The sequence below is a fragment of the Mesorhizobium sp. M7A.F.Ca.US.002.01.1.1 genome (genome assembly GCF_004022955.1).
GTDB classification, from domain to species: domain Bacteria; phylum Pseudomonadota; class Alphaproteobacteria; order Rhizobiales; family Rhizobiaceae; genus Mesorhizobium; species Mesorhizobium ciceri.
Genome location: NZ_RZQE01000137.1, coordinates 1 through 12,733, shown reverse-complemented (window position 1 = coordinate 12,733; position 12,733 = coordinate 1). Strand labels below are relative to the sequence as shown.

The following is a 12,733-nucleotide window of genomic DNA, read 5'->3' as shown; positions in this document are numbered from 1 at the left end:
GCATCTTCCGCCCATGCCAGCAGCTACGCCGCCAGAGCGTCATCCGCAGCCTGCTTGATCAGCCATTCGATGTGATTTGACCACATCTGCAACACCTCGCGCTTCTCCTTGACGTTGCTATAGAGATTGTAGATTTCGCCAATGTCTGTCAAGGACGCCGCCTTGTGATTCAGTATGTGCTCGATGACGTGTGGCAATACCTGCCGCCTGCCGAGATTTGTCGCGAGCGTCCTGCGCAGATCGTGAAGGGTCCAGTTCTCCAAAGCCACCCCGTCAGTATTGACCTTGCCGTCTAGAGCCTTCTTGCCCTTCGCGTAGCCTGAGAAGTGGCTTCTTTCGTTGCCCCTCGCAGGGAAAAAAACGTGTCATTGGTCTTCGGTACCGTCTGGGGGACCGACACCGCCAGTGTGGACAGCGGAATAAGCGTAGGCTCTTCGTTCTTCGTGCGGTCACCCGATAGTTCCATGTTCCGGCTTCAAGGTTGAGGACCAACGCATCGCGGCAACTTCCGTACGCCTCTGTCCGGTCAGAATGAGCAGCTTGACGATGGAGCCGAACGAATAGCCGATATCGCCCGGTTCGGGCTCACAGCCCGTTCATATAGCCGCCAGTTCGGCATCGTTCACCACTCGCTTGCGCTTGACGATCGGGGCCGGATCCGGATTTTCCAATCCCTCGCGGGGAAACCGCGGATGAGCCGTTGCGGCGGTTTGCGACACCAGTTGAAAAATGCCCGCATACACCAGAAGGCCGTGTTAGCCGCTTGCGGGTGACCCCCGGCGACGATCTTCTTGGTGATGTTAGCAATGTCGGTGTCGATCACATGGTGGATAGAGCGACTCCCGAGGGCAGGCACAAGATACCGGTTCAGGCTGGCCTCGACCAGTGCGGTGTTTTGAGGGTCGTTACTCGGCGGCCTGGAGGTGACCGCCATCGCCGTCCTCGGTATCGTCAGCGCTGATATGCGCCTGATCGGCAAGGAAGGCTGGCAGTTCCGATGGAGCTATGCTGGAATTTGGGTGACGAGGCTGATCAAGCGGCGCTCTGCGGCTTCGTTTCGATGACCTGGATTCCGTCCAGGAACCTGGCACCTGCGATGAGTTTCGGCAACTGATTTTGTCCTTTCAATCGTCGCCACTTCCTGGCCGCGGCCAACAGCTTGAAGACCATCAGCTGGGCGGTTTTCGAGGATAGCGAGCCCTTGGTACGCACCGTGCGATAGCGAACGGTTGCAAAGACGCTTTCGATGGGATTGGACGTTCGCAGATGATCCCAGTGTTGGGCGGGGAAATCGTAGAGCGCCAGCGACGCAATATGATCTTTCGTCAGGCAGTCGACCGCCTTGGCATACGCCTCGGCCTCCATCTCGATCGCATGCGCAAGCAATTTGCGCGCGCCGCTGCGAAGTACATCCGTCAGGGTATCATCGATTTCGTCGGGCTGACGAAGGCGAACAATGTGTTGATAGTCTCGTTCATGGCGTATCACTCTCCTTGAGAGGTACTGGCAGGCTTCATCACCCGCCTCGATACGCCGCTCTCCTCAAGCCGCCATCATCCAGTTTCCGCCATGGCTCCCCCTGATTGATCCGCTTCACCTGTGCAACTGCACAGGCTGCCCTAGCGGGGAGATTGGCCTCCAATGGCGAAAGCTTGCCGCAGGAGACCCTCCGATGACCGTGCCTATGGCGCCGCCGCTACGACAACTTGCCGACAAGCAGCGTGCGATCCACTGCCGCGCTACTGCGCCTTCAAGGGACGTCTGGATCGCGACGCAGGAGCCGATGACCGTTACGGGATCAATTCCAGGTCGCGCTGGCCGTCGCTGTGCCAGTTCGACGGTCTGGTGGCAATTTGGGCACATCTTCTGTCGCCGACAGTGGCGATGGCTGACGCTTCAACGAAACGGGGTCTTCGACGTCTGCTGCCTTCGCCGATGCTTTGCGAAGTGGCATAATGTTTCGACGCACGCAGGCGCGGGCAGGGGATGTCAGTCATGAATCTCCTGACTGGCGCGGATCAGGCCGATTGGCGGGATGAAAGATCATACGACTACACCGCTGGCCTGACGCTGCGGGAGTGGGCTTGGGAGTTCTTACGCCGCAATCCAGCGTTCCAGCGCGATCTGACCGCTGCGCGCCAGCATTGCAAGACTTGGTCTCTCCAATCCTTTCTCGATATGGTCGCGTCGGCCGGCGACCTGTCACGCTGGGGTGTTCTGTTTCGCGGAGTCTTGTGGCCGCGCTTCGGTCGTATTCTGGTGTCCGCTCTGGTGCGTCCATGTGCTGCCGGTCATTGCGGAACGGTTGCCTGCCTCGTCGCCGACACCGCCGTTCGAACTCTCGGCATTGCCCTGTCGTGCAATCGTCCTGCTGGCGCCCGACAAGAGCCAGCATGTTCTTCTTCGCAATGCGGACCACGCGCTGCAGCTCGCCGTCTCGGGCGCGAATATCCTCCACCCTGTTTGCCTGCATACGCAAGCCATCTGGCCCGCGGTGCTTTTAAAGCATCGACTGAGGGGACTGGAGTGCCTCAATGCTCTCAGTCTAGGGCAACAGTTGCCCCCCCGCTTGTTTGCGCCGGAAAAGCGCGGCGTTCGTTTGTCCTTCGTTCTTCGTGCGCTCGACGGTTCGCTCGCCGGAGCACCTCATCGCGAGCTCGCCGAAGTTCTCATCGGTCAACGGCGCGTCCATGCCGACTGGGCGGATCCTCGCGATCATCTGCGCGACCGCATCCGTCGGGCCGTCTCGCGTGGCCGCGCGCTCATGAATGGTGGCTACAGAGATTTCCTAATTTGAAAAGCGACAGTCCGCGCTGTGCGTCGGTGGATGAACGTTCGCTCGCAGCTGTACCCGTCACCAACAGTTCGCCCGCCGACAGGACTGCATGGCGCCTTGCAAGTGCGCTCTGGTCTAGCTTGTCGATGCCGAAATGAGATGGGCGAGGGTGCCAAGGCGGTGGTTCATTAGGGCCGGCCTCGACCTGGACGCACATCATTGGTCGGAAAGCGGCGTGCACCGCAATGTCGCCATAGCAGCCAAGATCCTTTGAGGCCGGACCTGCAGTCCTGTTGGACCGGCGGGTGCAACAATATGGAGGGATCTGAGGCCTCACACCGTTCCCTGGTCGACAGCTCGGTCAACATAGCACCCACCGCTTGATTATGGAAATGGTGTGCCTGGAGTGCAGCGAGTAGCGGCTTGCTGCGCACTGTCCTAAGAATAGCAGTCATGACCCGTCTGGGGTTCTGCAACACGACGATTCAACCGCTTGGGCATTGTCGCATATCCCACAATGTAGAATGCGCAACAGGGCAAAAGCTGATCCATCGGCGGTTTATCAATGCTTTTTGGCTTGGCACGGCACATGCAACGCAATCGGCAAAAGGCGCACGAACTGAGTGGCCCATCGGCCCTAGGAGCGCTGACTTATGCCCTCCCAAGGCATGTCCGGCCCGACAGCGAGCTCAGTCTCCTGCCGGGCATCCGTGTTTCAGGTCAACGGCGTTTGGAACTTCCAATTAGGTGGCGGCATTGACCGCAGGCCGCCCCCCGGTGGGGCGGAGAGACAGTGCAGCAGGTTTCAAATCCCGCCCATGCAAAGATATTTCATTTCCAGATAGTCCTCGAGGCCATGACGGGAACCCTCCCGCCCGATGCCGGATTGTTTGATCCCGCCAAACGGTGCCGCCTCCGAGGACATGCGTCCCGTGTTGATGCCAACCATGCCATATTCCAGAGCCTCTGCCACACGCCAGACCCGCTTCAGGTTTGAGGCATAGAAGTATGCGGCGAGGCCGTATATCGTGTCATTGGCCTCGCGCACGACCTGATCCGCATCGTTGAAGCGAATGATCGGCGCGAGCGGCCCGAATGTCTCCTCTTGCGCGACTGCCATGACGCTGGAAATCTCGGTGAGGACCGTGGGTTCGAAAAACGTGCCATTCTTGCCGATACGCTGGCCCCCGCATCGTATTGTGCCGCCTTTCGCAATGGCATCTGCGACGTGAGACTCGATCTTGGCCAGAGCATGCTTGTCGATGAGCGGTCCGATGTCCACTCCGGCATCGAATCCGTCGCCAACCGACAAGTGCCGGATTCTTTCCACGAATTTCTTGACGAACTCATCGTGAACGCTCGATTGGACGTAAATGCGGTTCGCGGAAACGCAGGTCTGGCCGGCATTGCGGAACTTCGCCTGGACCGCACCGTCAACAGCACCGTCAATGTCGGCATCATCGAAGATGATGAAAGGTGCATTGCCGCCGAGTTCAAGGCTGACCTTCTTGATCTGGTCAGAGCACTGACGCATCAGCAGCCGTCCGACCTCGGTCGAACCGGTGAAGCTGATCTTTCGAATCTTGGAATTGGTGCAGAGTTCACGGCCCACGCGATCACCTTCGGACGCATAGATCAGGTTGACCACGCCATCGGGAAAGCCGGCCTGATGGGCGAGGGCGAACATTGCGCCAGCCACGAGCGGCGTCTGTTCAGCGGGCTTGAGCACGATTGTGCAGCCCGCAGCCAAGGCCGGCGAGATTTTGCGCGCCACCATGGAGGCCGGGAAATTCCATGGCGTGATCGTGCCAACAACGCCGATGGGCTGCTTGATCACTAGCATTCGGCGGTCTGTCGAGGGTGCCGAGATCGTCTCGCCATAGACGCGATTGGCCTCCTCGGCATACCATTGCAGATACGCCGCCGCATGCGATACCTCTGAAATGGCTTCGGCAAGCGGCTTGCCCATTTCCGCAGTCAGAATCGCGGCGAGATCGCCTGCATGGTCGATGATCAGCTGATGCCATCGCCAAAGAACGTCGCTACGTTCTCGGGCCGTCAACGCGGCCCATCCCGACTGCGCAACATAGGCCTTGTCTACCGCAGCACGTGTCTCCTCCACGCCCATATCGGGAAGCTCTGCCAAAACTTCGCCGGTCGACGGATTGACGACCTCGAACGTCTTATTGCCAACTGGTCTGCCGAGTGCCGGCAGGCGGTCGATGGCTCCAAACAGGTGCGGGGATTTCAGACGGCGGATCATCGGCAGGCACAGGGGCAATACCGGATTCCTCCTCAACGCAGCGAACATCCAGGTCGACAGGCCGTCAGTGTGTATTCTGCACCAGTGGGTTCGTCGTAGGGCCTCGGCAAAGCAGCTGGTAGACCACGCTAGCCCGATGAAAAGACAGCAGTTTCGTTAGTTTGAGTGCCCGCGGTTCATCAATTGATGGATTAAGCAGTCGGATGTTTGCTTCATCCACCATGCCTGCTGGTGGCATGCGACTGAATTCTGCAAAAAGGCGGCATACATGCTGAGGAGCGCCATTTCGGCGAGAGGCCGCCGGACCGCCAATGCCGCGCAAGGTCGGCGAAAACGACTCCGCGCGTCTGCATGATCTGCTTGGCCCACGGGCCTCCACATTCGCTCTTCCCACGAGAAGCCCCGATGAAGAAGGAAGGTGAGATGAGTTTCTTTACTCATCCTTGCCGCCCAGCGGCGGGCCGACCACCAAAATGGCGGGCTCGGCCGAAAGCAGCTTTTTGGCCGCCGCCTTGACCTGTTTGAGCGTCACCCGACCGATGCTGCGGGCGCGACGCTGGTTGTAGTCGACGTCGGCCTTGTGAATCTGCAAATCCAGGAGCCGGTCTGCAATCGAGCGGGTCGAGCCCAGTTGGTCGATGGCATAGGCGCCGATCAGGTGCTTCTTCGACGCCTTGAGCTCGGCCCCGGTCGGTCCTTGCTGCGCCATCTGCTTTACCACATCTCGCACGATGCTCAGTGTTTGGGCAGCGCAGTCCGAGCGTGTCTCTGTCGTAACCAGAAGCGAGTCAAGGGTTAGTTCAGAGCTGACGTGATAGGCAAGGCCGCGTTTTTGACGTACCTCCTCGTAAAGGCGGGAAGTCAAGTATGAGCCGCCAAGGATGTCGTTCAGCAGCACGGCCGCGTAGAAATCCGGCGCGCTAGGCTTCACGCCAGGCCAGGCCAACGTCAGCGAAGTCTGCGGCAGGTCGTAGTTCTCCTCCACCAGTTGACCGAGTTTCGGCGCGACATCGTAGACGGGGACGAGGGTTTGTTGCTCAGGCAAATCACCAAACAGCTGGTCAAGCCTTTCCCTCAACGTGTTCGCGTCAATGTCACCCACCACGGCAATATGGAGCCCGTCGCGAGCGAAAATGGCCTGGTGGAAGGCGCGGAGGTCGGACGGCGTGATGCCGGGCAGGCTCTCTTTTGTGCCTTCTCCCAGCCTTGAACAAGGATGCGCGCCATAGATCGCGCGCAGCCATTTGCGCTGAGCGATGGCGTTAGGGTCTCGCTCGCTGCCGACGATGCGGGAGACAATCTCGGCGCGGACGCGATCGATCGGCCCCTGCTCGAAGCGCGGCGCGTTCAGCGCGAGCCGAAGCAGGCCGAACGCCGCGTCCTGCTTTTTGGAAAGCATGCACATCGATCCGTAGATGTCGTCGCTTTGCGCGTCCAAACTCATTTCGGCGCCGGCATGGTCGAGCTTCACCTGGAAGGCACCGCTGTCGTAATGGCCAGCGCCTTCGATGAACAGGCCGGCCATCAGTTTGGCCATCCCCTCCTTCCCGACCGGGTCCTGCTTGGTGCCGCCCTTGAAGGCAAAGCCGATGTTGACGATTTCCACTGTGTGGTCCTCCACCAGCCAGGCGATGATGCCCTTTTCGGACTTCACCTCCTGGATGTTCATCGCAGCATGGGGCCGAGCGCCGAGCGTCATCTCTTGATTCTCCGTCTTGGGCAAGAGATAGCCCGTGGTCGAACGGTCGAACGCGAGATAGCGGGCGGCAACTGCTTTGATTTGCTCGGGGGTAACCTTGCGGATGCGATTCGGCCGTTCCTCGACATCCTTCACGGTACCGCCGGTGGCCAGCGTCGAGCCGTAGATGCTGGCGAGCCAGTCCAGGTTGTCTTCCGCAAAGATCATATTGAGCAAATAGTGGTCCTTGGCCTTGCCTAGTTCCTCGTTGCTGACACCATCCTCGGCAATGCGGGCAACTTCGGCAGCGGCCGCCGCTTCGAGATCAGCCAGCTTGGCATCGCCGCGCGGTGCGCCATAGATGGCGAACTTGGTGTCGTCGAGCATAGTGCCCTGGAAATAGACGCGGGCGCTGGAAGCGATACCTTGCTGGACAGCGAGCGCCTGGTAGAGCCGGCCGCGGTTACCGCCGCCGAGAATTTCGGCCAGCAGGTCGAGCGCTTCGGCCTCGCCCGGCTTGGCGGTGTGGTAGGACGGCACCACCCACTGCGTCGAAAAACTGGGCACGCTGACGCGGGCGTCTGAGAGCGTGACGGTGCGCCTGGTGTTCTGCTCGGGCTCAACCGGCCGGATGCGCGGCGGCAGGTCAGGTCCGCGCGCCACCTTGCCATAGGTCTTTTCGGCCAGCGCCCGCACCGTGTCCGGTTCGACATCGCCGGCCACGATCAGCACGGAGTTGTTGGGCCAGTAGTACTTTTCATAGAAGACGGTGGCGTCGACGCGGTTCAGCTGCTCGATCTCCTGCATCCAGCCGATGATCGGGATGCGATAGGGGTGGTTCTGCCACAGCGTCGCGTCGATCTCCTCATGGAGAACGTCCTGCGGGTTGGTGTCGGTGCTTGAGCGGCGCTCCTCGATGACCACATCGCGCTCGGTCTTGACGACATCGTCGGTCAGGATGAGGTTTCGCATTCGGTCGGCCTCGAAGCTCATCATCAGCTCGAGCGCCGACGGCGCCACTGTCTGATAGAAGGCGGTGTAGTCGGAGGAGGTGAAGGCGTTGTTGGAGCCGCCGATCTCGAACACTGCGCGGTCGAATTCGCCGCCCGCATGGTTGGTCGTCGCCTTGAACATCAGATGCTCGAAGAAATGGGCGATGCCGGATTTGCCCGGCGGCTCGTCGGCGCTGCCGATCTTGTACCACACCATGTGGGTGACGATCGGCGCCCGGTGGTTGGGAATGACGACCACCTCCATGCCGTTGTCGAGCACGAAATCCCTCGCCTTGCCGTCCTCCCATGCGACGGGGATCGGAGCCGGCCCCGCGCCGACCAACTCGGACGCAACGGACGTCCTGCGAAGCCCATGAGTGCGGGGCTTGCTTGGTAGTTCTGGTAGGGAGAGTGGGGTTATGGGCTGCGTTCCTGGCAAAGTGATCTGTTCCTCATTTTGAAGGATCTATGTCTCCCGAACGCCTATTGGGAGAAAGTGGATCGGCACGCGACGCCGAGCCACATGAGCCGTCAGCGTGTTGCTGGGCCTGACGCGAGCCTCATCTTTGGATGCGTCCGGGAAACTTTCGGCATGGTGAGGCCATGGGAAGTCTGCTCGTTATCCATTGGGTGTTTGCGGATACCTGAGCATGCCCCGTGCCAAGTAAGAAAGCCCCGATTCGCAAGGTTTGATCCAACCTTGATACTTGCGATATCCGACATTGTCGGGCATCCGACAGAAAGCGCCTTTCGCCGGCGCGCCGGCTATGACGCTCGCCTCCTCCGGCGTGACGACGATCCTTTGGCGGGCGCCGCGCACACCGATCTGCCCGCCTATCAGCACCGCGACATCGAAGGACAGCGCGATCGTGACTGGATGGGTCTTACGCAAACATGCAGCAGTGCCACCGCGATCAGGACTTCATCCGCCCCACAAAGACCCGAGCGCGAGGGACGACGTGTAAGGCAACATGTCATCCTCGATAATGATGCCGCGCATAAAGAGGTAAGGTCCCTCGTCGTACCGGCGAGCCCCTTCGCTGGGTCTCGCGAGGGTCTGGTTTGCGAACGTCGACCGACAGCATCACGGCATGGGCGGCCCCATCGGTAGGCAAGCATTGACCGTGCCATCAGCGTTGAGGCAGCGCAGAGCCCAATTTCCCGGTGCCAGCCGGTACGTTGGAGCTTCAACTGTGGCCAGCCAAGCGGGCCGAGGCCGTGAAACTCCTGATACCCTGGACCGTCCGGATTGCAACGCACGACGCCTTGGTCTCGCGCCAACGTCCATTGACGCTCAGCGAAGCATCATGCGGACGAGCTGGGAAAGCTTGGCCGGGCCGGCGCCTTCCCAGGCGCATGGGACGCGCGACGACCCATGTGGACCTTGGATTTCACTACGCACTTACGCTGCTTTGGCCTTGTCAGCAGCCTGAGCATAAAGCGTGCTCAGCTTTCAGGGCGAGCCTCTTTCATGTTGATAGCATCTGTCGTCATTCAGGATCGCCCCATTTTCGCATGCCGCTTGCAGCTTTCAGACTGTTGTCAGCCAGGGCCGCCATAAAGGGTCTCGTTTAACGCATTCGGGAGGCTTCATCACTCGACCACATTAATTTCGGGCCGTTCGCCGGCGCTCCGAATGGCACTTAACACCAGATCCTCTCCAAACCCGTGATGATCCAAGAGGAAAACGAAAAATCCCTAAATCATAAAAAAGCACCGATACGGTCGGCTCCAGGCTGATGAAATTGCGGTCTCACTGGCCACGCACGATACTTGCGATGGCGATGGCCATTGCAAAGGCCGGTCAAGCACCCAAGACGCTGACAAGCACGCCTCCGACCAAAGCTCGATCGTTGGCAGCCTTTCTAGCCGTATACTTGGGGCATTTTGGGACGGCGATCCGGACGCCGATTAAAACCTGCCGGTCGTCTAAATGGAATGGTTGGTCCGGGTCCTTACTGGACCTGCGCCAACCCGATCGGGCCGGCGCACAGGGGCACCCAGACAATTGGACACGTCGCCTTTGCGCGGCGGCTTGCACTTTCTCGGATGGCCTTTTTTCTCCCCGGGCGAAATCGAGCGAGCGGTGAGGCGGAGCCTTCGATTTTGCCGATCATGTCGTGTCGCTTCGATCGAACTGCTCAGACGATGATAGCGGCATTGATTGCCGCGGCCGAAATGCGTTGTGTGAAGTACGATTTCTACGCCGTATACATACTGCCGTACAGTTCGCCCTGTCAGCAGCCTTGCCAGCAATCCGCCCTGTGTCCAACTGTCGTCGAATTCACCGGTGTCATTGAGGAATTCGTATGATCGCCTCGAAACCATCATTGCGACCGCGGGCGGGCGACGCAAGCTCTAGACTGCCACCGATCCGCTGGATAACCATGTTAGCGATATGTAGACCAAGGCCTGAGCCCGCAGCAGGAGTAGCACCACGACTAAATCGCTTTGTAAGCCCTTCGAGGTCGGGGAGGGGCACCACCGGTCCGGCGTTTGCAATAGCGATGGTTCCATCAGTTTGGACGGAAACTGTTGTCGGAACAGTGGGCAGTCCATGTATCAGCGCATTCTCGATCAGGTTACGAAGGAGGATCCCAAACGCATCGACATCCACTTTGCGCATCAAAGTGGGGCAGCCGTCGACGTTAAGATGCAGGCGTCCGGCATATTGCGGCTTTTTCCTCAGGTCATCGATTTCCAGCCGAACCGATCGGACAAGATCGATCGCGTGATCCGCCATGCCAACCCCCGATTCGGCTTGAGCGAGCTGAAGCACTTTTTCGACAAGGCGGCCAAGGCTCGACAGCGCTTGCTCGATGCCGCGCGCACGCATTTTGGCCGACCCATTGGGAAGCTCGGCCACTAATCTCTGCATCTGAGCGATTGAACCTGCGATCGGCGTGCGCAGTTCATGCGCACTGTTTGCGGCGAACTCGCGTTCGGCCTCGAGAGCCGCCCGCAGACGATCGAGAAGCCGATTGACGGATGCCGCGATTGGAGCCAACTCTGCCGGGAAATCGCCCAAGTCCATTGGTGACAGATTGCCGCCGTCGCGCGATCCGATCTGCTGTCGCAGTACCTCGATTGGCCGCAGCGAGCGCCGGATCACGATCCACCAAACAGCTAAGCTAAAGGGCAGGAGCACGAGTGTCGGAAGGAAGACAAAAAGTGCGCCCTTCGCGATTGTGGTACGGCGGCCATCAAGCGGTTCGGCCAACTGATGATACACGCCGTCTTGGATCTCCTCTGTGTAGACGCGGTAATCAGCGTTTCGCCAAAAGCCGTTACTCAGGGGAGCATCAGGGAAGGGCTGCTGACCCTCTTCCGGTTCAGAAATAAGCACTACCCCGTACTTATTAATAACCTGCTCACGATAGGTCCAGTACTTTTCATAAGTTGGCAAGTGGTTATTGTATTGATCAACGTGTTTTCCATTCAAGACCTTGATCAGCTCTGGTTCTCTGTACTCTGCGCTCCCCTGGAGCAAGTCATCCGAACTTTCGTTTACATTATTGCAAAAAATGAACGCAGCAATGGTTGGGGCGGCGATCCAAACCAGGAGCGTTGCCCCGCCTAACCACGATATCAGCTTTCTCGTCATGCTGTTCGAGTTCGTCATGTGACCACGAGCCTGTATCCGGAGCCACGCACGGTTGCTATTCTATCCCCGCCGATCTTCTTGCGGAGCCGGCTGACATAAACCTCCACTGTGTTGCTCTCGAACTCCGAATTGAATGAATAAAGCGCGTGCTCGATCCTCCCCTTTGAAACGACCGAACCGGGCCGGCGTAGAAGGCAGTCGAGCACCGCCCATTCGCGTCCAGACAGGTGGACCTCCTGCCCGTCGCGGAAGAGGCGTCGCTCGGCTGCCTGTATGGAAAGCGTCCCAACCGAAAATTGCGGCTCCGGAAAATGCCCTTGGCGACGTGCCACTGCACGGATGCGTGCCGAGAGTTCCCCCAGATCGAACGGCTTGACCAAATAGTCGTCGGCGCCAGCGTTGAGCCCCTCGATGCGATGCGAAATCCGATCGCGGGCTGTCAGAATGATGACCGGCGTTGTATCAAGCCCCTTGATCAGCTCCCGCAGATAGTCGATGCCATTGCCGTCCGGCAGGTGAACGTCGAGCAAAATAACGTCGTAGCCGGCCACAGCTGCATGACCGCGCGCTCCGGACAGGCCCTCGGCCCAGTCGACCGCGTGGCCACCAGCCACCAAATGATCGTGCACAGCACTTCTAAGGTCGTCGTCGTCTTCAATGAGCAGTATTCGCATCAGGCTGCCGAGCTCCGGTATGAGGGCAAGGCTCCTGCCTTATTGATCGAAGCTGACAGTAGGCTGAACCGGCGCCAGCGAATATCTGGGGGCTTTCAGGCTGCTGTCAGCTACAATTGCAAGAAAGGGGTCGTTAACAAAGCCAAACGAAGAGGCCTTATGAAACCCCTCCTGATCTCGGCACTTTTGCTCAATGTGACCACCGGCGGCTGTACACTGGTTGGCGGGCAATTCGACGTGGCGGTCAACGAATGGCAGCCGCGCCACGCGTCAATGTCCAGGCTTGAAACTGACAGGTGTCTTAAATACGAGGGCACCGTAGCGGGTGCCTCCAGTTATCGAACAGTGCCTAGCAGGTCAGAAGTGCACTTTGACCATAGGGGTCGTCCGTATTTTCGGCGCTCGCGAACAGAGTCGACGGTCAATCGATGCGCCACTGCCAGAGTCTGGAACGGTCAAGTGTTTGTTATCCCCCGTCCGGGCCATATTCTCTGCCGAGGACCAAGAAGGCCCTATTTTCGGTGCCCACGAACAGAGCCAACGGTCAATCGATGCGCCACTGCCAGGGTCTGGAACGGTCAAGTGTTTGTGATCCCCTGTCCCGGCCGTGTTCTCTGCCGAACTCGCCCTTGTAGTCGGCACACCAAAGATCGTTAGGGCGACAGCCGTTTGAAAGTGGTGTCCCCGTCGCCCTGTTGCGCCTGCGCTTGCGGCGCTCGACCATGCCGTGGCGGTCGAGCACGGCA

At 59.4% G+C, this 12,733-nt stretch carries 6 protein-coding genes and 3 pseudogenes; 1 reads left to right on the top strand and 8 read right to left on the bottom strand.

From position 1 onward, the window contains the following. Nucleotides 1-23: 23 nt before the first annotated feature. Nucleotides 24-152, bottom strand: coding sequence for a hypothetical protein (locus EN932_RS39535; RefSeq protein ID WP_135907184.1), 129 nt, complete (start codon nt 150-152; stop codon nt 24-26). Between the two features lie 880 nt (nt 153-1,032). After that, nucleotides 1,033-1,488 carry a transposase gene (locus EN932_RS15780; RefSeq protein ID WP_256748481.1) on the bottom strand — a complete coding sequence of 152 codons (456 nt, stop codon included), beginning with the start codon at nt 1,486-1,488 and terminating at the stop codon, nt 1,033-1,035. Nucleotides 1,489-2,281: 793 nt separating this feature from the next. Here EN932_RS15780 and EN932_RS15775 point away from each other — a divergent pair. Then, a complete protein-coding gene (locus EN932_RS15775; RefSeq protein ID WP_224570032.1) occupies nt 2,282-2,797 on the top strand; it encodes a DUF2285 domain-containing protein in 516 nt (171 codons plus the stop codon). Between the two features lie 784 nt (nt 2,798-3,581). Here EN932_RS15775 and EN932_RS15770 read toward each other — a convergent pair. The 6 genes and pseudogenes from EN932_RS15770 to EN932_RS15745 all read right to left on the bottom strand — a co-directional run. Then, entirely contained in the window at nt 3,582-5,057 is a 1,476-nt protein-coding gene (locus EN932_RS15770; protein WP_095769043.1) for an NAD-dependent succinate-semialdehyde dehydrogenase, read from the bottom strand. Nucleotides 5,058-5,472: 415 nt separating this feature from the next. Next, nucleotides 5,473-6,198: pseudogene (locus tag EN932_RS39735) on the bottom strand (pitrilysin family protein); the annotation flags it as partial. A gap of 549 nt (nt 6,199-6,747) precedes the next feature. Next, a pseudogene (locus EN932_RS15760) lies at nt 6,748-8,052 on the bottom strand (pitrilysin family protein); the annotation flags it as partial. A 1,950-nt stretch (nt 8,053-10,002) separates the two neighbouring features. Next, the gene (locus EN932_RS15755) at nt 10,003-11,331 is read right to left on the bottom strand and encodes a HAMP domain-containing sensor histidine kinase (protein ID WP_063169275.1); all 1,329 of its coding nucleotides are present in this window, start codon (nt 11,329-11,331) and stop codon (nt 10,003-10,005) included. Beyond that, on the bottom strand, nt 11,328-11,987 hold the full coding sequence (locus EN932_RS15750; RefSeq protein ID WP_024505389.1) for a response regulator transcription factor: 660 nt from the start codon (nt 11,985-11,987) through the stop codon (nt 11,328-11,330). Before EN932_RS15750 ends, EN932_RS15755 begins: the two co-directional genes overlap by 4 nt. A gap of 619 nt (nt 11,988-12,606) precedes the next feature. After that, a pseudogene (locus EN932_RS15745) lies at nt 12,607-12,733 on the bottom strand (integrase); the annotation flags it as partial.

Bases quoted from the DNA above. Each gene is read 5' to 3' on its own strand.
- EN932_RS15755 (WP_063169275.1), bottom strand. From the start codon at position 11,331: ATGACGAACTCGAACAGCATGACGAGAAAGCTGATATCGTGGTTAGGC.
- EN932_RS15750 (WP_024505389.1), bottom strand. From the start codon at position 11,987: ATGCGAATACTGCTCATTGAAGACGACGACGACCTTAGAAGTGCTGTG.